The organism is Arthrobacter sp. 10N410 (assembly GCF_056394945.1).
In genome coordinates this window covers 269307-288005 of the sequence record NZ_JBFTIP010000002.1, presented here as the reverse complement: position 1 = coordinate 288005, position 18699 = coordinate 269307, and the positions used below count along the sequence as shown (strand labels likewise).

General features: G+C 67.5%; 17 protein-coding genes. 6 read left to right on the top strand and 11 right to left on the bottom strand.

The features are described from left to right. Positions 1–92 precede the first annotated feature (92 nt). The 3 genes from AC1DB8_RS05855 to AC1DB8_RS05845 are packed head-to-tail and all read left to right on the top strand — an operon-like array spanning position 93 to position 2681. Positions 93–1397, top strand: a complete 1305-nt coding sequence (locus AC1DB8_RS05855; RefSeq protein WP_476892456.1) for a MurT ligase domain-containing protein — start codon at positions 93–95, stop codon at positions 1395–1397. Then, positions 1394–2191: a type 1 glutamine amidotransferase gene (locus tag AC1DB8_RS05850; protein WP_476892455.1), complete on the top strand. Its 798-nt coding sequence runs from the start codon at positions 1394–1396 to the stop codon at positions 2189–2191. Before AC1DB8_RS05855 ends, AC1DB8_RS05850 begins: the two co-directional genes overlap by 4 nt. 10 nt (positions 2192–2201) lie before the next feature. Continuing rightward, positions 2202–2681 (top strand): GNAT family N-acetyltransferase, encoded by a 480-nt coding sequence (locus tag AC1DB8_RS05845; RefSeq protein ID WP_476892454.1) that lies wholly within the window; start codon positions 2202–2204, stop codon positions 2679–2681. Between the two features lie 19 nt (positions 2682–2700). Here the strand turns inward: AC1DB8_RS05845 and AC1DB8_RS05840 are convergent, their stop codons facing one another. From AC1DB8_RS05840 to AC1DB8_RS05830, 3 genes are read right to left on the bottom strand one after another with little or no spacing between them, the layout of a single operon-like run. Beyond that, complete coding sequence (locus AC1DB8_RS05840) at positions 2701–3201, bottom strand: P-loop nucleotide/nucleoside kinase family protein (RefSeq protein ID WP_476892453.1); 501 nt, start codon at positions 3199–3201, stop codon at positions 2701–2703. Beyond that, positions 3198–3998 (bottom strand): alpha/beta fold hydrolase, encoded by an 801-nt coding sequence (locus AC1DB8_RS05835; protein WP_476892675.1) that lies wholly within the window; start codon positions 3996–3998, stop codon positions 3198–3200. Before AC1DB8_RS05835 ends, AC1DB8_RS05840 begins: the two co-directional genes overlap by 4 nt. Before the next feature lie 53 nt (positions 3999–4051). Next, positions 4052–5326 carry a CapA family protein gene (locus tag AC1DB8_RS05830; RefSeq protein ID WP_476892452.1) on the bottom strand — a complete coding sequence of 425 codons (1275 nt, stop codon included), beginning with the start codon at positions 5324–5326 and terminating at the stop codon, positions 4052–4054. Positions 5327–5407: 81 nt separating this feature from the next. On the opposite strand from AC1DB8_RS05830, the gene AC1DB8_RS05825 reads away from it, so the two are divergent. Beyond that, positions 5408–7420, top strand: coding sequence for a M3 family metallopeptidase (locus AC1DB8_RS05825; protein ID WP_476892451.1), 2013 nt, complete (start codon positions 5408–5410; stop codon positions 7418–7420). Between the two features lie 244 nt (positions 7421–7664). Here the strand turns inward: AC1DB8_RS05825 and pdxS are convergent, their stop codons facing one another. The 6 genes from pdxS to AC1DB8_RS05795 form a co-directional block, all read right to left on the bottom strand. Continuing rightward, positions 7665–8591 carry a pyridoxal 5'-phosphate synthase lyase subunit PdxS gene (pdxS, locus tag AC1DB8_RS05820; RefSeq protein ID WP_441417680.1) on the bottom strand — a complete coding sequence of 309 codons (927 nt, stop codon included), beginning with the start codon at positions 8589–8591 and terminating at the stop codon, positions 7665–7667. A gap of 163 nt (positions 8592–8754) precedes the next feature. Beyond that, positions 8755–9393 (bottom strand): phosphatidylinositol phosphate synthase, encoded by a 639-nt coding sequence (pgsA, locus tag AC1DB8_RS05815; protein ID WP_476892450.1) that lies wholly within the window; start codon positions 9391–9393, stop codon positions 8755–8757. Next, the gene (locus AC1DB8_RS05810; RefSeq protein WP_476892449.1) at positions 9383–10042 is read right to left on the bottom strand and encodes an HIT family protein; all 660 of its coding nucleotides are present in this window, start codon (positions 10040–10042) and stop codon (positions 9383–9385) included. Before AC1DB8_RS05810 ends, pgsA begins: the two co-directional genes overlap by 11 nt. 11 nt (positions 10043–10053) lie before the next feature. Next, on the bottom strand, positions 10054–12060 hold the full coding sequence (thrS, locus tag AC1DB8_RS05805; protein WP_476892448.1) for a threonine--tRNA ligase: 2007 nt from the start codon (positions 12058–12060) through the stop codon (positions 10054–10056). 136 nt (positions 12061–12196) lie between these two features. Continuing rightward, the gene (locus AC1DB8_RS05800) at positions 12197–15742 is read right to left on the bottom strand and encodes a DNA polymerase III subunit alpha (RefSeq protein WP_476892447.1); all 3546 of its coding nucleotides are present in this window, start codon (positions 15740–15742) and stop codon (positions 12197–12199) included. Next, complete coding sequence (locus AC1DB8_RS05795) at positions 15739–16068, bottom strand: DUF6504 family protein (RefSeq protein ID WP_476892446.1); 330 nt, start codon at positions 16066–16068, stop codon at positions 15739–15741. The genes AC1DB8_RS05800 and AC1DB8_RS05795 overlap by 4 nt, the downstream gene beginning before the upstream one ends. Positions 16069–16213: 145 nt before the next feature. On the opposite strand from AC1DB8_RS05795, the gene AC1DB8_RS05790 reads away from it, so the two are divergent. Then, positions 16214–16600, top strand: coding sequence for a hypothetical protein (locus AC1DB8_RS05790; protein WP_441417674.1), 387 nt, complete (start codon positions 16214–16216; stop codon positions 16598–16600). Between the two features lie 15 nt (positions 16601–16615). On the opposite strand, the gene AC1DB8_RS05785 is transcribed toward AC1DB8_RS05790, so the two are convergent. Further along, positions 16616–16942, bottom strand: coding sequence for a chorismate mutase (locus AC1DB8_RS05785; RefSeq protein WP_441417877.1), 327 nt, complete (start codon positions 16940–16942; stop codon positions 16616–16618). A gap of 14 nt (positions 16943–16956) precedes the next feature. Between AC1DB8_RS05785 and AC1DB8_RS05780 the strand changes: the two genes are divergently transcribed. After that, positions 16957–17379, top strand: coding sequence for a VOC family protein (locus AC1DB8_RS05780; protein ID WP_441417673.1), 423 nt, complete (start codon positions 16957–16959; stop codon positions 17377–17379). Here AC1DB8_RS05780 and AC1DB8_RS05775 read toward each other — a convergent pair. After that, a complete protein-coding gene (locus AC1DB8_RS05775) occupies positions 17376–18527 on the bottom strand; it encodes a hypothetical protein (protein WP_476892445.1) in 1152 nt (383 codons plus the stop codon). The genes AC1DB8_RS05780 and AC1DB8_RS05775 overlap by 4 nt on opposite strands. Positions 18528–18699: the final 172 nt, after the last annotated feature.

The following is an 18699-nucleotide window of genomic DNA, read 5'->3' as shown; positions in this document are numbered from 1 at the left end:
GGTGCCAGCATAATGCGCCGCGCTCCCCGGGGCCGCACCGGAGCGCGCCCCCGGACCGGGTTCCATGCCGCCGCTGGGATATATTACAAAGCATGCTCTACTTCAGCGTTCCGCTCGGCAAGCTCGTCCGCCGGGTCTCCCGGCTCCGGGGCGGAGGCTCAGCCCTCCCCGGTCTGGTGGTCGAAAAAATCGACCCCGGCTTCATGCAACGGACGCTCTCCACGCTGCCGCTGGGCGTCGCCGTCGTCAGCGGCACGAACGGCAAGACCACCACCACCAAGATGGTCGTGGAACTGCTGGAGAGCCAGGGCCTGAAGGTCTTCACCAACCGCACCGGCAGCAACTTCACCCGGGGCGTGGCCGCGGCGCTGCTCGGCGAGGTGGACTGGCGCGGCCGGCTCGACGCCGACGTCGCCGTCCTGGAACTCGACGAGGCCCACGCCGTGCACTTCGTCAACAAGGTCCCGCCGCGCTACTGCCTGCTGCTGAATGTCCTGCGCGACCAGCTGGACCGCTTCGGCGAGATCGACAAGACTGCCGAGCTGCTGCAGCACATCGCCGCCAAGACCTCCGGGACCGTCGTCCTGAACCGCGAGGACCCGCGCGTGGCCCGCATCGCCGACACGCTCGACGGCCCGGCGGCCGGCGGTCCCGAGGTCCGCTACTTCGGCCTCGATGATTCGCTGCTCAGCACGTTCCCCAACGACGACGAAATGCGTGCCGCGCCGGGCAGCCCGGTGCCTCCGGCCCCCGCCAAGCCGGGTGCCGACGTCGTCCTCCGCCGGGTGGGCGCGGACGACGCCGACTTCGAGTACGACGGCGCGACGGTCAGCACCGGGATGAAGCTCCGCGGCGTCTACAACATCTTCAACGCTGCGGCTGCCCTGACCCTGGCGCGGGCCATCACTGGCGCCCGCGGCACGGGCACCGACCACGCCGGCCTGCTGACGGCGCTTTCCAACGTTGCCCCTGCCTTCGGACGCGGCGAAAGCCTCGTCGTCGACGGACTGCCGCTGGAACTGGTCCTGGTCAAGAACCCCAGCGGCTTCCGCCTCGGCCTGAAGTCCTTCCCGGCCGCCGGCTACGCCACGATGATCGCCATCAATGACAACTACGCGGACGGCCGGGACATGTCCTGGCTGTGGGACGTCGAATTCGACACCCTGCGCGACGGCGGCGTGGACCAGCTCTCCGGCTCGCGCGCCTACGACATGGCGCTCCGGCTGCAATACGACGACGTGGCGATCGGCGCCGTCGACACGGACATCGCCGCCGCCCTTGCCGCCTTCATCCGCGGCTCCAAGGACAAGCCGAAGCGGATTTTCTGCACCTACACGGCCATGCTGGCCATCCGCCGCGAGCTGTCCAAAATCACCACAGTGGAGGTGGTCTCATGACCCCCGCGTCCCCCGAAACCCCGAACGGGCTCTCCTTCGGGCACGAACTGCCCCCCGAGGACACCCCGGCCCCCAGCAAGGGCAGCGTCCGCGTGCTGCAGCTCTATCCACGGGACATGAACATCTACGGCGACTGGGGCAACGCCCTGGTCCTGGCCCAGCGCCTGCGCTGGCACGGGTACACCCCGGAACTGCTCGAGTACAACGTCGGGGACGAGTTCCCCGCAGGCGTCGACCTGATCGTGGGCGGCGGCGGCCAGGACAGCGGCCAGCTGGTGATCCAGGATGACCTGCTCTCCCGCGAGACCGTCCTGAAGGAACTCGCCGAGGCCGGCACGCCGATGCTGGTGATCTGCGGGCTGTACCAGCTGTTCGGGAAGTTCTTCAAGACCAGGACCGGCTCCGTCATCCCGGGCATCGGCATCCTGGACGTCGAGACGCACGGCACGGACGAACGGCTGATCGGCAACGTCTCGGTGGCCTCCCCCGAATTCGGCACCGTGCTGGGCTACGAAAACCACAGCGGCCAGACCACGCTGGGCCCGGGCGTCGCGCCGCTGGGAACCACGGCCAAGGGCACCGGCAACAACAGCAGCGACGGCCAGGAAGGCGCCCGCTACCGCAACATCGTCGCCAGCTACCTGCACGGCTCGCTGCTGCCCAAGAACCCCGCGCTGGCAGACTTCCTGATCAAAACCGCCGTCGAGCGCAAGTACGGCAGCTTCTCACCGGGCACCCCGGATGACTCGTACGCCGTCCTGGCCCGCGATCACGCGGCCCGCCGGCCCCGCTGACGCGCGCCGCATGATCAAGGTTGCCCGCGACAACCCGGCGCGCCCGGACGTCCGGCGCCTCCTGGAAGAACACCTCGCGGACATGTATGCGACCTCACCGGCCGAGAGCGTGCACGCCCTGGACCCGGACGCGCTGGCCGGTCCGGAGATCGCCTTCTGGACCGCGCGCGACGGCGGCGGCGCGCTGCTTGGCTGCGGAGCGCTGAAGGACCTCGGCGCGGGCGAGGGCGAGATCAAGTCGATGCGGACAGCGCTCCACGCCCGCGGCCGTGGCATCGCCGCACTCCTCCTGGCCCGGATCCTCGACGAGGCACGGAACCGCGGCTACGGCCGGGTGTGCCTGGAAACGGGGTCGGAGGACTTCTTCGCACCGGCACGGCGGCTCTATGAACGGCACGAATTTGTCCTTTGCCAGCCGTTCGCCGATTACCTGCCCGACCCCAACAGCGTCTTTATGGCCCGCAATCTGTCGGGTTCGCTGACGAATTGAGAAGCGCCGGACGCCGCGGTCAGTTGCCCGACACCCGGAGGATCTCCAGCCCCTCCGACTCCCCCGGCTCCTCGAAGATTGCCGCCAGGTGCCGGACCCCGGAGTCCTCCAACGCATGGGAACCCGGTTCTTCCGCCAGGGTCCGCCGGCGGACACGCTCAAGGGCGGTGTCCAAGGGCGTCTGGAGATAATGCAGCACGACGTCGAACCCGGCCGCGGTCGCCTTCCCATGCCACAGCGCCCGCCGGGCGCGGCTCCACTGGTTCCAGTCGAGGACCACATCCGTCCCGGCGCGCAGGACCTGCGCAGCCGTGTCCCAGATGAGCAGTTTGCAGCTCTCTGCGCGGCCGCCGAACTCCTCGGCCGCGTAGTGCAAGCCCGGATACAGCCGCAGCATCCAGTCGTCGAGGCTGAACCGCACGGCCGGTAAGGTTGCCTCAAGTTCCCGGGCCAGCGTCGTTTTGCCCGCACCGTTGAGCCCGCAGAGCAAATGGACCGCGGGCGCCGCCGTCGTCGTCATCCTCCGGCTCCGCTGTTCCTGAGCAGCGCCGCGAGCTCGGCCGGCCGGGTAGCCGGCCACCAGTGGCCGCTGTCCACCCTCACCACGCGCAGGTCATCCACCCACGCCTCAAGCCCCTCCACCAGGTGCGGGGACAGGAAGGGGTCCCGCAACGGGACCACCACCTGCACCGGCATCGCCACCCGCGCGGGTGCAGGCCAGTTCCGGGCGGACCGGAAGTTGCTGCGGTACAGGGCCAGCCCGCGGACCGGGTCGTTGCCGACGCTGCGTTTGGCGCCCCGCTCGTAGCGCCGGGTCAGGAACAGCCGCCAGGCAGCCTCCGGCAGCACCGGGACCAGGAACGCCGCGATGTACCAGCTGCGCAGCAACTGCCCGGCCGCTTGCCGCCAGGACCGGGGGTCCCGGAGCCGTGAGCGCACCCAGCGCGAGAAGTGGCGCAGGTCCGGGCCGGAGATGCTCGTGTAGCGGCGGATCACACCGGCGGCACGCGGATCCTGCACCGCTGCCCAGCCCTGGATCGACCCCCAGTCGTGGCCAACCAGATGCACCCCGGCGGCTCCGACGGCGTCGAGCACGGCAAAAAGATCGTCCACCAGCGTGGCCAGGCTGAAGTCGCCGGGGCTCCCGACGACGACGGAGGCGCCCGCATTGCGGGTGTCGTACGCGACCACGTGGTGCGTTGCGGCAAGCTCCCGGATGACCGGCAGGAACACCCGGTGGTCATCAGGATACCCGTGCACCAGCAGCAACGTCGGAACGTCCGGACCCGGCTGCCGGCCGTATTCGACGACGGCCAGCTCGGCACCGTGCGCGCCGACAGTCCGCCGTCGTTCGCTCAGTGTGTCCAGGGCTACCGCTCCTTCGTGATCAGCAGTTCATGGGCGCCTGCCGCGGCAGCGCCCATCGATTCAACCACGGTCCGGGTCCGGAGCCGGGTGGCCGCGTCCGCGGCGGCACCGGCGCAGGGACCCTGCGGGGCGTCGGAGGCGACCGAACACCAGCGGTAGGGCCCGCGCACAATGACCGAGGGCGCCCAGGCCAGGTCCGAGGCGGACCACTTGCCCGCGGCGTCCTGGCTGAACTGCGCCCGCACCAGCAGCCCCTCGTTGTTCACCACGTACCAGGGCGAGAGTTCGGTGACGCCGTTGCCCAGCCCGTACACGATCCAGGTCCCCTTGTAGCGCTCAATCGGGAGCACCGAGTGGGTGTGGTGGCCGTAGATCATGGTGAACTGGCCGCTGTCCACCAGCGCGTGGGCCACGGTGCGCTGCTGCTCGTTCGGCACGTTGGAGTACTCGTCCCCGGCATGCATGACGCCCAGCACGATGTCCGCCCCGAGTGCCCTCGCCTTGCGGGCCTTGGCAATCATCGCGGCGGGATCGAGCATGTCCACCTGCCAGGCGTGCTCCGGGGTCTGCCCGTTCAAACCGTAGGCGCCCTCGATCACGGCCACCGTGGCGGCGGCGGTATTCAGGATCATCACGCCGCGGGAGTCGGCTTCGCTGCGGTAGGAGCCGGTGTGCTGCAGTCCGGCCGCGTCGAGGGCGTCGAGGGTGCGGACCAGGCCCGCGGTGCCCTGGTCGATGGTGTGGTTGCTGGCGGTGGTGCACGCCTGGTAGCCCACCTGCTGGGCGGCGGTGATGATCTGCGGCGGCACGTTGAACGACGGGTAGGCGGAGAACGGCCCGGTGGGTCCGGAGACCGGCGTTTCCTGATGGCAGACCGCGAGGTCGCTCTTTTCGATGTACTTGCGCTGGCCCGCCAGCAGCGGTTCGAAGTCCAGGCCCTTGGCACCGGTAGCGAGGGCGTCGGCACGGGCCTGCTCCCAGAGCTGGGCGTGGACCAGCATGTCCCCGGTGACCAGGACAGTGGTGCAGCGGATGGCGGCGCAGGCCGGCCCCTTCCCCGGCGTCGGCGTCGGGGTGGGTGTCGGCGTCGCGTCCGGCGTGGATCCCGGGGTTCCAGAGGCAGTGGTCCCGGCAGTATTGGCGGCAGCCGCCGAGGACGGTCCCGCGCTGGAGTCCGGGCGGGCGACGAGGCCGCAGGACGCCAGGGAGACCGCCAGGAGAGCCGCGGCGGACCCGGCCAGCAGCCGTCCGCGCAGCGTGGGGGTGATGATTCGCATTTTGTCATCGTACGGTGGCCCGGGTCACAACACGCCTAGCGGTCCATTGAGAACCGGCGCTGTGCATGAAAGAGTTATTTCATGACCAATCCCCTCCTGAGCCCCAGCACCCTGCCCTACGGACTGCCGCCATTCGCGGACATCGAGGTCCAGCACTACTCCGAGGCCGTCGAGGCCGGCCTCGCCGAACACCTGGCCGAGATCCAGGCCATCGTGGCGGACCCGGAGCCTGCGACCTTCGAGAACACGGCGCTGGCGATGGAGCGCTCCGGACAGCTGCTGCAGCGTGCCGCGGCGTCGTTCTTCACGCTGGTGTCCGCGGACGCCTCGGAGGCCATCCGGGAGCTCGAGACCCGCCTCTCCCCCAGCTTCTCGGCCCACCAGGACGCGGTGTACCTGAACCGGGGGCTGTTCGAGCGCTTCGCCGCCATCAACACCGACCGGCTGGACGCGGAATCAAACCGGCTCGTGGAGGAATACCTCAAAGAGTTCCGCCAGACCGGCATCCAGCTCGACGCGGCCGGCCAGGAACGGCTCAAGGCCATCAACGCCGAGCTGTCCACCCTCGGGACCGAGTTCGGCCAACGGGTCAAGGAGGGCATGAAGTCCGCCTCGTTGCTGCTGGACGACGCCGCCGAGCTCGCCGGTCTCCCGGCGGACGACGTCGCCAGCGCCGCCGAAGCCGCGCGCACCGCGGGGCACGAGGGGAAATTCCTGCTCACCCTGATCCAGCCCAGCAACCAGCCCGCGCTGGCCGCCCTGGAGAACCGGGAGGTGCGGCGCCGGCTTTTCGAGGCGTCGGTTGGCCGTGGCAGCGGCGGTGGCGACCTCGATGTGCTGGACCTGGTCAAGGACATGGTCCGGCTCCGCGCGGAGAAGGCCGGCCTCCTTGGCTTCGCCAACTTTGCCGAGCTCAGTGTGGACCAGCAGACCGCCCCCGATTTCGAGGCCGTGCAGGCCATGATGAACCGGCTCGCCCCGGCCGCCGTCCGGAACGCCGACGCCGAGGCGGAGGCGCTGGCGGAGGTCGCCGGCCACCCGCTCGAGGCCTGGGACTGGGCCTACTACTCGGCGCAGGTGAAGCGTGAACGGTACTCGGTGGACGAGCAGGCCCTGCGGCCGTACTTCGAGCTGGACCGGGTGCTCCGGGATGGAGTTTTCTTCGCCGCCACCGCCCTGTACGGCATCACCTTCCACGAACGCACCGACCTTGAGGGCTATCACCCCGATGTCCGGGTCTGGGAGGTAAAGAACTCCGACGGCACCGACCTCGGCCTGTTCCTGGGCGACTATTACACCCGGGATTCGAAGCGCGGCGGGGCCTGGATGAACTCCCTCGTGGAGCAATCCGGACTGCTGAACACCCGGCCCGTGGTGATCAACAACCTCAACATTTCCAAGCCGCCGGCCGGCGAGCCGACGCTGCTGACCCTGGACGAGCTGCGGACCACCTTCCACGAGTTCGGCCACGCCCTGCATGGGCTGTTCTCCTCGGTCACCTACCCGAGGTTCGCCGGCACCTCGGTGCCGCGTGACTTCGTCGAGTACCCCTCGCAGGTCAATGAAATGTGGATCATGTGGCCGGAGGTGCTCGCCAACTACGCCCGGCACCACGCCACCGGCGAGCCGCTGCCGCAGGAAGCGGTGGACAAGCTCAACGAAGCCGCCCTCTGGGGCGAGGGCTTCGGCACCACCGAGTACCTTGGCGCCGCGCTGCTGGACCTCGCCTGGCACGTGCTCGACGGTACCGAGATCCCCGAGGACGCGCTGGAGTTCGAGGCCAAGGCCCTGGCCGCCGCCGGCGTCGCGCACAGCCTGATCCCGCCGCGCTACCGCACCGGCTACTTCCAGCACATTTTTGCCGGCGGCTGGTACGCCGCGGGGTACTACTCCTACATCTGGAGCGAGGTGCTCGACGCCGAGACGGTCGAATGGTTCAAGGAAAACGGCGGCCTGACCCGGGCGAACGGTGACTTCTTCCGGGCCGAGCTGCTCTCCCGGGGCAACAGCCGCGACCCGCTGGAATCCTTCCGCGCCTTCCGGGGCCGGGAAGCCCGGCTCGAACCGCTGCTCAAGCGCCGCGGCCTCAACTGACCCCCAGAACGCAAACGACGGCGGCGGGTCACCTCAGAAAGGTGACCCGCCGCCGTCGTTCAATCAGAAGCGCAAGGCGCGGGGCGGTGTGATCCGGCAACGCGCGTAAAAGGGCCCCCGCCGCCGTCGTCGGTCAAAAATCAGGCAACAGACGCGCCTAACTCTCTTGGCTTAATAAGAGAGACTGCAGAGGCTCCATGGACGAGGCGCCTTGGCGCCGAGTCTGTGGAGAAGCAGTCGAACGCTACCAGCCGCGCTCGGCGAGCCGGTGCGGCTGGGGGATTTCGTCGACGTTGATGCCGACCATCGCCTCGCCCAGGCCGCGGGAGGCCTTGGCGATGACGTCCGGGTCGTCGAAGAAGGTGGTGGCCTTCACGACGGCGGCGGCGCGCTGGGCCGGGTTGCCGGACTTGAAGATGCCGGAGCCGACGAAGACGCCGTCGGCGCCGAGCTGCATCATCATGGCGGCGTCGGCCGGGGTGGCGATGCCGCCGGCGGTGAACAGCACCACCGGAAGCTTGCCGGTCGCGGCAACTTCCTTGACCAGGTCGTACGGGGCCTGCAGCTCCTTGGCGGCGACGTAGAGCTCGTCCTCAGGCAGGGCGGCGAGCTTGAGGATCTCGGCGCGGATCTGGCGCATGTGGGTGGTGGCGTTGGAGACATCTCCGGTGCCGGCCTCGCCCTTGGAGCGGATCATGGCCGCGCCCTCGTTGATGCGGCGCAGCGCTTCGCCGAGGTTCGTGGCACCACAAACGAAGGGGACGGTGAAGTTCCACTTGTCGATGTGGTTGGTGTAGTCGGCCGGGGTCAGGACCTCGGACTCGTCGATGTAGTCCACGCCGAGCGACTGCAGGACCTGGGCTTCGACGAAGTGGCCGATCCGGGCCTTCGCCATAACCGGCACGGATACGGCGTCGATGATCTTGTCGATCATGTCCGGATCGCTCATCCGGGACACGCCGCCCTGGGCGCGGATGTCGGCGGGAACGCGTTCCAGCGCCATCACGGCCACGGCACCGGCGTCCTCGGCGATGCGGGCCTGCTCGACGTTGACGACGTCCATGATGACGCCGCCCTTGAGCATCTCCGCCATGCCGCGCTTGACGCGGCTGCTGCCCGTAACGTTCTTGGCGGACGCGCCGGCTTCGCTGCTTACATCAGGTGTAGACACAAAAACCCCTATGGGTAGATAGATGACCTCGCCGGGGCGCGGACGGCACGCAGATGACAATCTCGCATACACCGGCTCGCACACACCGGATTACCGGGAACCATTGGCCGGTAAGCCTAATACTAGTCCCCCGCCGCGGCGGGGTTGAATTCCGATTACGGGCTCAGGCGGCCTGTTCCGTGGCGCTTCCCGTATTTTCCTCCAGCGACTGGCGGTGCACGGAGGCGATGCGCTGCACGACCGTCACGAAACTGGCCAGGGCGAGCAGGCAGAGGGTGGCAAACAGGACCACGGTGGGGAGGCCTATCCCGGTGAAGCCGGTGACCACCAGGACCGACACCAGCCGTTCGGCCCGCTCCGCGATGCCCACGTTCGCGTGGTAGCCGAGCGCCTCGGCCTTGGCCCGCGCGTAGGACACCACCATGCCCAGTACGAGGCAGACGACGGCGGCGATGGCGATGGGGATATCGGAGCCGCCGGTGAAAAACCAGATGGCGACGCCGGCAAAGAGGGCGCCGTCGGCGACCCGGTCCAGGGTGGAGTCCAGGAAGTTGCCCCAGCGTCCGCCGCGTTCCTGCATCCGGGCCATGATGCCGTCGATGACATCGGAGAAAATAAACGCCGTGATGAACAGCGTTCCCCACCAGAGCTGGCCCAGCGGATAGAACACGAGCGCTCCGATGACGACGCCGGCGGTGCCGATGATCGTGACGGCGTCGGGCGAGACACCCACCCGCAGCAGCCAGCGGGCCAGCGGCGAGAACAGCGCGGTGAAGAAACCGCGGGCGTGCTTATTCAGCATCCGACGTCCCGGAGGGCCGCTGCCCCGTAGGACCGGCCTGGTCGCTGCCCTCGTCATTGGCCTGGTCATTGGCCTGGGGCCAGGCCTCGGCGACCTGCTGTCGGACCTCGCCCAGGGTCTGGGTGATCGCCTTGGTCTGCGCGATGATCGGGAAGAAGTTGCCGTCCCCGCCCCAGCGCGGCACCACATGCTGGTGCAGGTGGCCCGCGATGCCGGCCCCGCCGGTCACGCCCTGGTTCATCCCTAAGTTGAAGCCGGTGGGGTTCGCGACCTTGCGCAGCACCCGCATCGCAGTCTGGGTCAGCTCGGCGAACTCCGCGGTCTCCTCGACAGTCAGGTCCGTGTAATCGGGGATATGCCGGTAGGGGCAGACCAGGAGGTGGCCCGGGTTATAGGGGAAGAGGTTGAGCACGACGTAGCAGGACCGGCCGCGGAACACGATCAGGGAGTCGTCGTCCTCGCGCTCGGGAGCGACGCAGAAGGGGCAGTCATCCGGGTTCTTGAACTGGTGCTGGCCGCCCTTGATGTACGCCATGCGGTGCGGAGTCCACAGGCGCTGGAAGGCGTCCGGCACCCCGGCCAGGCCAAAGTCGTCGGTTACGCCGTCGTCACCCGGGTAGCCCGGGACAGCGCCTGTGGTCTCCTGCACGTGCTGCTCCCCTAGCTGGTCCGGTTGCGGACGGCGTCGACGATCCGCCGGACGGCCTCGGCAACGGGCACGCCGTTGTCCTGGCTGCCGTCGCGGAAGCGGAAGGACACGGCGCCGGCCTCGGCGTCGTCCCCGCCGGCGATCAGCACGAACGGGATCTTGTCCTTGCTGGCGGTGCGGATCTTCTTCGGGAAACGGTCCGAGGAGATGTCCACCTCGGCGCGGATCCCGGCGGCCTTGAGCTGGTCGACGACGTCGAACATGTAGTCGTTGAACGCCTCGGCCACGGGGATGCCGACCACCTGCACCGGGGCCAGCCAGGCCGGGAAGGCGCCGGCGTAGTGCTCGGTCAGGACGCCCATGAAGCGTTCAATGGAGCCGAAAAGGGCGCGGTGGATCATGACCGGGCGCTGGCGGGTGCCGTCCGCGGCCTGGAACTCGAGTTCGAAGCGCTCCGGCAGGTTGAAGTCCAGCTGGATGGTGGACATCTGCCAGGTCCGGCCGATGGCGTCGCGGGCCTGCACCGAGATCTTCGGGCCGTAGAAGGCGGCTCCGCCCGGATCAGGGACCAGTTCCAGTCCGGACTCCTGCGCCACCTCGGCGAGGGTCTGGGTGGCTTCCTCCCAGACCTCGTCCGAACCCACGGACTTCTCCGGGTCCTTGGTGGAGAGTTCCAGGTAGAAGTCCTCCAGGCCGTAGTCCTTGAGCAGGCCGAGGACGAAGTTGAGCGTCTTGGTGAGCTCGTCCTTCATCTGCTCGCGGGTGCAGTAGATGTGGGCGTCGTCCTGGGTCATGCCCCGGACGCGGGTGAGGCCGTGCACGACGCCGGACTTCTCGTAGCGGTACACCGAGCCGAATTCGAAGAGCCGGAGCGGAAGTTCGCGGTAGGAGCGTCCGCGGGAGCGGAAGATGAGGTTGTGCATCGGGCAGTTCATCGGCTTCAGGTAGTAGTCCTGGCCGGGCTTGCGCACGGTGCCGTCCTCGTTCAGTTCCGCGTCGATGTGCATCGGGGGGAACATGCCCTCGCGGTACCAGTCCAGGTGTCCGGAGACCTCGTAGAGGTGGCCCTTGGTGATGTGCGGGGTGTAGACGAACTCGTAGCCCGCGTCGACGTGGCGCTGGCGGGAGTAGTCCTCCATAGCCTTGCGGATGATGCCGCCCTTGGGGTGGAACACCGGCAGTCCGGAGCCCAGCTCGTCCGGGAAGGAGAACAGGTCCAGTTCGGCGCCCAGCTTGCGGTGGTCGCGGCGTTCGGCCTCGGCGATCCGCTCCTGGTAGGCCTTGAGGGCTTCCTTGGTGGGCCAGGCGGTGCCGTAGATGCGCTGCAGCTGCTTGTTCTTCTCGCTGCTGCGCCAGTAGGCGGCCGACGAGCGGGTCAAGGCGAAGGCGTTGGAGATCAGCTTGGTGTTGGGCAGGTGCGGGCCGCGGCACAGGTCGCACCAGACGGTGGTGCCTTCCTTGCGCTCCACGTTGTCGTAGATGCTCAGCTCGCCGCCGCCCACCTCCACGCTGGAGCCGTCGGCGTCCGAGCCGGCGCCCTTGAGGCCGATCAGTTCCAGCTTGTAGGGCTCGTCCTTCATGGCTTCGCGGGCCTCGTCCTCGGAGACGACGCGGCGGACGAACTTCTGGTTCTGGTTGATGATCTTTTGCATCATCTTTTCCAGCTGGCGCAGGTCTTCCGGGGTGAACGGCTCCTCGACGTCGAAATCGAAGTAGAAGCCGTCGGTGATGTACGGGCCGATGCCGAGCTTGGCGTCGGGGCGCAACTGCTGCACGGCCTGGGCCATGACGTGGGCGGTGGAGTGGCGCAGGACGTTGAGGCCGTCCGGGGAATCGATGGTGACGCCTTCAATCGCTGCACCCTCGGGCAGCGGCTGGTCCAGGTCTTTCAGCTCGCCGTTGACGCGGGCCACAACGACGTCGCGGCGCTCAAAAAAGAGTTCCGCGCCGGTGGTCCCGGTAGTCACCTTGGTCTCTTCGCCGTCGACGATAAGGGTGATCTGCTGGGCATCTGACACGGGTGTCTCCTATTCAAAGTTAAGGCTTCGTAGCTTGTGGCGTACGGGGACCACAGCCAGCCTCGTCCATGCTATCGGGTTCCGGATAGGCCAACCAACGCGGCAGGCCGCCGGCCGGCAGGCGTTTTGCCGCCGCTTAGCCGGAGAACCCGGTGATGGCCAGGGTCCGGCGGATCCCGTCCAGCGGGCCCCGGACCGGGTGCTCAGGACGGCCCTGCGCGGGGGTGGCAGCTCCGCCGGCGCCGGGCCCGGCAGCAGCCGTCCGGTTGGCGGGGGGCGCCGGGAAGGGCAGCGTCTCGGTCCGACTGAGGTCCCAGGCCATCGAGGCGCTGATGCTGATGCCCCGCGGCCCAGTCCGCCGGGTGGTACCGCGGATCAACAGCAGCCGGGTGCCGAACAGCAGCGGACCGGACTGTTCCTGGGCCTCATGGAAGAAGACCGAGTCCACGCAGCCGGTGCCGTCATCGATGCTGATGAACACCACCCGCCTGCCGCCGCGCATCGGCGGGGTCTGGGTGGCCACCCGCACCCCGGCCACCAGCACCTCGGTACCGTTGCGCAGTCCCAGCAGCTTGTCCGCCGTCGTAACGCCCAGCCGGTCCAGCAAGGGGCGGTGGCTGTCCATCAGGTGTCCGCTGACATCCAGGGCCAACAGGTCCAGTTCGGCGCGCACGGTTTCCACCAGCGTAGGGGCCGGCAGGCCGCCCTTCAGGTTCCTGAGCTCGACGTCGCCCAGCGGCAAGGCCAACTGCCCCTCGATGACCTCGACCCCCTTGCGCTGCGGCCTGCCCTGCAGCTGCTGCAGGTGCTGGACCAGGTCGGCCCGGTTGGCGGTGCTGCCGGAGGAGCGGTGCAGCGAGTCGAAGGCGCCCAGTTGCGCCAGGCGCTGGATGCTCGGCTTGCTGAGCCGGGTGCGGGCACGCAGGTCCGCGAGGGAATCATAGGGCTGGCCGGCCACAATCCGTTTCAGCTCGGCCCCGGAAAGCCCGAAAATGCCGTTCAGGCTCAGCCGGATGCCGAGCTTGCCCCGGTCCGGGCCGGTGTCCACCCGTTCCACCCGGTATTCGGCGTGGCTGCGGTTGATGTCCAGCGGCAGGATGGGGATCCCCAGCCGCCGGGCTTCGGCCACCAGCAGCCGCTTGGGGTACATCCCCGGGTCGTGTTCCCAGAGCCCGGCCAGGAAGGCTTCGGGGTGGTGGGTCTTGAGCCACGCCGACTGGTAGGTGGGCACGGCGAAGGCGGCGCCGTGGGCCTTGCAAAAACCGAAGCTGCCAAAGGCTTTCAGCGTCCCCCAGACCTTGTCCACCACCTCGGGGGTGTAGTTCCGGGCCCGGGCTTCGCGGCGGAAGAATTCCTCCACCCGTCCCTCGAGGACCTCGTTGCCGAGGGCCCGCCGGAATTCATCGGCCCGGGCCAGCCCGCAGCCGGTCATGACGTCGAAGGTTTTGAGGATCTGCTCATGGAAGACGGTGACGCCGTGCGTCTCCTGCAGCACCGGCTTGAGGTCCGGGTGCGGGTAGACCTCCGGCGCGAAGCCGTGCCGGTGTTCCAGGAAGGGCCGGACCATGTCCGACTTCATCGGCCCCGGCCGGAACAGCGAGATGTCGATGATGAGGTCGTTGAATTCCCGGGGCGCCAGCTTGCCGATAAGTTCCCGCTGGCCCGGGGATTCGATCTGGAAGCAGCCCAGGGTGTGGGTGCTGCGGATCAGCTCATAGGTGGGTTCGTCGTCGAGCGGGACGGCGTTGAGGTCGATGCGGCCGTCGGCTGCGATGTAGTCCGGGCCGGAGCCGTCCGGGCCTGCGGGGTGGCGGCCGGCCGCCACCACCTCGGCCTTGGACGGGTGCAGCCGGATCACCTCCCGGACCGCGAACGCCATGGCACTCTGCATCCGGACGCCAAGGACATCGAGCTTGAGCATGCCCATCGGATCCATGTCGTGCTTGTCGAACTGGCTCATCGGCAGGCCCAGGCCGCTGGGCTGCACGGGGGTGCGGTCCAGCAGTGTCGCATCGCCCAGGATGACCCCGCAGGGGTGCATCGAGATGTGCCGCGGCAGCCGGTCCAGCCGTTCGGTCAGGTCCACCAACAGGTCCAGTTGCTGGTTTTCGGTGAAGTCCCGCTGCTCCACCCGGCCGGCGAATTCCTTCAGCTCCGGCTTCTTTACCAGGGCCTCACGGAAGTTCCGGGCCGAAAACCGCCACAGCTGTTTGGCGATCTCGTCGATGTCGCCGCCGTCCATGCCAAGGGCCAGGCCGGCGTCGCGGACGGCCCCGCGGGCGCGGTAGCCGTTCTGCATGCTCATCAGCGTGACGCGTTCGGAGCCGAAGCGCTCAAAGATCCTCCGGTAGACGTTGTGCCGTTCGGCGCTTTCGACGTCGATGTCGATGTCCGGCAGGGTGGCGCGGTCCCTGGACAGGAATCGTTCAAAGATGAGGTCGTGCTGCAGCGGGTTGACCTGGCTGACATCGATCAGGAAATTGACCAGGCTGGAGGCGCCCGAGCCGCGGGCTGCCGCCCGGACCCCCATGTCCAGGATCATCCGGGACACTTCGGCCACCGTCAGGAAATAGGAGGCAAAACCAAGACTGTCGATGATCCGCAGTTCGTGCTCCAGCCGGGCGCGCATTTCTTCGGCTGGCTTGCCGGCGATCCCGGGGAAGCGTCGGCTGATGCCGGCCTCGCAGCGCTGCGTGAGTTCCACGAGCGGGTCCCCCGCAATTCCGATCACCGAGGCCTCCGGGACCACGGGCTGCTTCCATCCCATGTCCGTGACCGGATCCATCCGGCAGCGGTCCGCGAGCGCCTCGGTGTGTGCCAGCAGGCTCTTAAGGTCCGCGGCGCCGTAGCCGGCGGCGTGCATGATTTCCTGGCCCAGCCGCAGCATCTGCGCGGAGGATTTCAGCCAGGCCTGCCCGTTGGGTTGCAGCTGCGGCGCGGCGGAGAGCTCGGGCAGGGATTTCAGTGTCCGGGCGGAGTCCAGCACGTCCGCCGTCGCGGCACCGTCCTCGGCACAGTAGCGCACGGCGTTGCTCAGCACCGCGGGGACTGCGTGTTCCGCGGCGAGCTTGAGCATTCGCACCGCGTGGGCCGTGCTCAGCGGCTCGCCGGGCGGGCTGAGCTGCGAGACGACCTCAGCGGCGAGAGTTCCCGCCGGCATGGCGTCCAGCCAGCGCTTGAAGAACGTGCGGGGCCGGAGGTAGCGCCGGCCGCCCATCGCGCGGCCGACGTCGGAGTCCGGGCCGATCAGCACGGTCAGCACCGGTTCGAGGGTCTGCGGGTCGAGGGCGCGGGAGGCCAGTTCCGCCCTGGTCACGGCGACGGGCACCGTTCCTCCGGCCTTGCCCGTGGTGCGGGCGTGGGCGTCGGAGACCAGCCGGCACAGCGCCCGGTAGCCGGCGCCGCGGTTGTGCCCGTGCGCCAGTACGACGACGCGGCCGCCGAGCTGGGTGCGGAGGTCGCCGTCGTCGTCGAAGACTGCCAGGTCCACCCCCACGACTGGGTCAAGCCCTGCCGCCATGCAGGCTTTCAGGTGCTTGACCGTGCCGTAAAGCCCGTCACGGTCCGTGCAGGCGAGCGCCGTGGCCCCGTCCGCGGCGGCGGCAGCAGCCAGTTCCTCCGGCCAGGACACCCCGTAATGGGCGCTGAAGGCGGTGGCAACGTGCAGGTGGGTGAAGCTCATGCCGACTCGGGCTTCCTGATAGTGCGCAGGGCATCGTGGATCCGCAGCAGCCGCCAGCGACCGCTGCCCAGATGACGGCTCAGGTCCAGGGTGAGGGTGTCCTCCGGGTTACCGGCGTCCCGGACCTGGATCCGCCAGATCTCGTGGTCCACCAGTCCCGGGCCGCTGCCCAGCGGAGCCCGCTGCTCCTCGGCCCACCACTGCCGCCGCTCAAACCAGCGGACCGGTTCGGCGCAGACGTCGTAGTGCCGGCCGCCCCAGGCAAGGGACAGCGGCTGGCCGGACGGGGTGCACGCGACGTCCACCGACTCGCTGAACATCCCCATGGTGCCTCCCGGAATACGCTGACCTCTGGCAAGAATCTTGAGAGGGTATTCGAATATATCTTCGAACAATTCAAGTCTACGCCGGGCCCGGGACAAAACCTAGATGGGGGTGGACGGACGCAAGCGCAGGTAGCAGGATTGAGCTATGAGCTCCCATAGCGCACTCCTGAAGCACGTAAGCATCGCCGCCAAGGATTCAACCTTGGTGGCGAAGTTCGATATAGACGGGAATATCCCGAGTTCCGGGGCCTATGTGGTGGGGCTCGTGGCGGCCACCCCGGACCATTCGCACCAGCGCCGGATGGAAATCGAGTTCATGAACGGCGAGGCAGTTTCTTTCTTCTGTTTCAGCCATGACGGCACGGAAGAGAACTTCGACCTCAAGGGTGTGGAGCACTCCGGCAACACCATCACCGGCAACTTTCCGCTGAGCACGGTGATGGGGCTGGCCAAGGGCCATCTGATGACGGCCTACAGCGATTGTGAGGGCCGGGAGTACCAGGCCAACGTGCCCGTCGAAGAGTCGCTCTAGCTGAGTCGACCAGCCCTAGCTAGAAGCTTTGTAGACGTCCAGCTCAAGCCGGATGAAGGCATCGATCATGGCCCGGTAGGTCTGTTCGACGATCTCGGTGTCGATGTCCTTCTGCTCAGCCGTCGCCTTGACGTGTTCTAGGACCCGCTCCACGCGGCCGGGCGCCCGCACCTCGGCACTGTCCGCCTTCAGGGTGCCGGCAATCCGGATAAGCCGTTCGCGCCGGCCGATCAGCGCGACGATCTGTTCGTCCACCTCGTCGACCGCCACCCGCACGGCGGCGAGTTGTTCCTTATCGGCCTGGGCGTCTTTGGCGTCACGGTGATGTGTGGACATGTGCATGACAGTATCGAACGATGCAACCACGAGTCGACTTCATCTCATTGGGTGTCCGCAGCGTTGACGCCTCGCGCCGCTTCTACGTGGAGGGCCTCGGGTGGCCGGTCCACCGGGAGGTTTCCGGCGAGGTGCTCTTCCTGCAGGTCAACCACGGGCTTATCCTCTCGCTCTGGGACGCCGGGCAGATGCAGGCCGAGGCCGCCACCGATCCCCCGGCGGGCATCCCCTGCATCACCCTGAGCCACAACGTGGGCAGCGCTGACGAGGTGGACCAGGCGATGCGCCAGGCGGAGGCCGCCGGCGCCGTCGTCGTGGCCGCGCCGAAGACCCAGCCTTGGGGCGGCTATACGGGCTACTTCGCGGACCCGGACGGTTTCCGCTGGGAGGTCGCCTTCAACCCCACTTGGACGGTCGACGCCGGCGGCAAGGTCACGGTCTAGTCGCCGCCGATGACCTGGCTCGAAAACACTTCTGCAGACGGGCCGCCCGCTGCGACGAATTCTTTCAAAAGGGAAAGCCCCACTGAAAGCGGCAGGGAGAGCCTTCCCCGGTACTGGGGCTCGAGCATTGTTTCCGGCGACGATCCCCATTCGCTCGGTTCACCCACAAGCCTGGTGAATGTCCGTCCGCGAACGAACGGTCTCTCGAGTTTCCCCGTCATCCGCTGTTCCAGAACGTGCGAGTCCACGGAGAGCAAACTCAATGTCATGAGTTCGGGACGCGCCGCCTTTTCAAGCCAGCGTCCGAAGCCTAGGAAGTAGCTCTCTTGGATCTCACTGGCCAGAACTCCAGCTTCTTCCTGCAACTCACGGTTGGCCCCGTTGGCCGCCAGTTCCGCCAAGGGAAGCGAAGCGCGGCCCTGAAAATCCTTGGGCTCCAGCGCACCCGAGCCACTCGGAGCCAACTGACCGCCGCTGTTTAGGTTATGAATTCCTTGATCCACTATGAGCAGCTTGCCATCGCTCGTGAATGCCATGACTGAGGTCCCAACCACGTTTACAAGCCATGAGTCGTGGAAGTCCCTGAGCGCCCCGCGTCGGGTAATGAAAAGCCTTCGTCCGTGGTCTTCGGTGAAACGACCGGCCTGGCTTACGTCGTGGAGCGCAAGCTGGTCCGTTGCGATGTGCTGAAAGTAGGTTGCGGGCTGAAAATCTATCCAGCGAGGCAGCTCAGACGCAGCCGGCCCTACCCCAACGTTCGAGTTCCAACCAAGGATAGACCCGTCAAAGACATGCCTAACCTTGATCTTGTCGTCTAGAAAGCGTTGGCCGAGGGCGCTCAGGGACGGGGGCATCGTGAACGGTTTGGATTCCAGTCGCGCCTCCAGTCCGTCCTGTATGGCCGAGCTCACCAAGTTGTCCGAGAGGAAGGATCCGTGCGGGAACTTGCGATAGGTGAACCGGCCGTGGCTGCTAGTCGTCGGCACGAAACTTTCGAAGGAATCGCTAATGCGCGGTTCAAACACCGTCGAGGCAACGGAACGACGGTGGGCGCGCACCTCCATGTACAACAAGGCAAATGAGATTGCCGCCAGGAGCACGTTGATCCATTCCGGGATGGTAATCCATACGCCGAGAAGGCCCATCACAGCGAGTACGGTGCTTAGGATGATCCACCGCAGCCCACTCGCTTTTCGCCTTATTCGAAAGACCGCGGTAGCCGACTCACGACCCAAAATTGTCACCATTGCCCCCCATGGCAGAACCAGATTCTAATCGAGTCAAATGTACCTTTGTCTCGGCCCTGCAGAGCCAAACATG

Bases quoted from the DNA above. Each gene is read 5' to 3' on its own strand.
- pgsA (WP_476892450.1), bottom strand. From the start codon at position 9,393: ATGCTGAATAAGCACGCCCGCGGTTTCTTCACCGCGCTGTTCTCGCCG.
- AC1DB8_RS05840 (WP_476892453.1), bottom strand. From the start codon at position 3,201: ATGACGACGACGGCGGCGCCCGCGGTCCATTTGCTCTGCGGGCTCAAC.
- AC1DB8_RS05830 (WP_476892452.1), bottom strand. From the start codon at position 5,326: ATGCGAATCATCACCCCCACGCTGCGCGGACGGCTGCTGGCCGGGTCC.
- AC1DB8_RS05795 (WP_476892446.1), bottom strand. From the start codon at position 16,068: ATGGGGATGTTCAGCGAGTCGGTGGACGTCGCGTGCACCCCGTCCGGC.
- AC1DB8_RS05785 (WP_441417877.1), bottom strand. From the start codon at position 16,942: ATGCACATGTCCACACATCACCGTGACGCCAAAGACGCCCAGGCCGAT.
- AC1DB8_RS05845 (WP_476892454.1), top strand. From the start codon at position 2,202: ATGATCAAGGTTGCCCGCGACAACCCGGCGCGCCCGGACGTCCGGCGC.
- AC1DB8_RS05850 (WP_476892455.1), top strand. From the start codon at position 1,394: ATGACCCCCGCGTCCCCCGAAACCCCGAACGGGCTCTCCTTCGGGCAC.
- AC1DB8_RS05800 (WP_476892447.1), bottom strand. From the start codon at position 15,742: ATGAGCTTCACCCACCTGCACGTTGCCACCGCCTTCAGCGCCCATTAC.
- AC1DB8_RS05790 (WP_441417674.1), top strand. From the start codon at position 16,214: ATGAGCTCCCATAGCGCACTCCTGAAGCACGTAAGCATCGCCGCCAAG.
- AC1DB8_RS05855 (WP_476892456.1), top strand. From the start codon at position 93: ATGCTCTACTTCAGCGTTCCGCTCGGCAAGCTCGTCCGCCGGGTCTCC.
- AC1DB8_RS05780 (WP_441417673.1), top strand. From the start codon at position 16,957: ATGCAACCACGAGTCGACTTCATCTCATTGGGTGTCCGCAGCGTTGAC.
- AC1DB8_RS05825 (WP_476892451.1), top strand. From the start codon at position 5,408: ATGACCAATCCCCTCCTGAGCCCCAGCACCCTGCCCTACGGACTGCCG.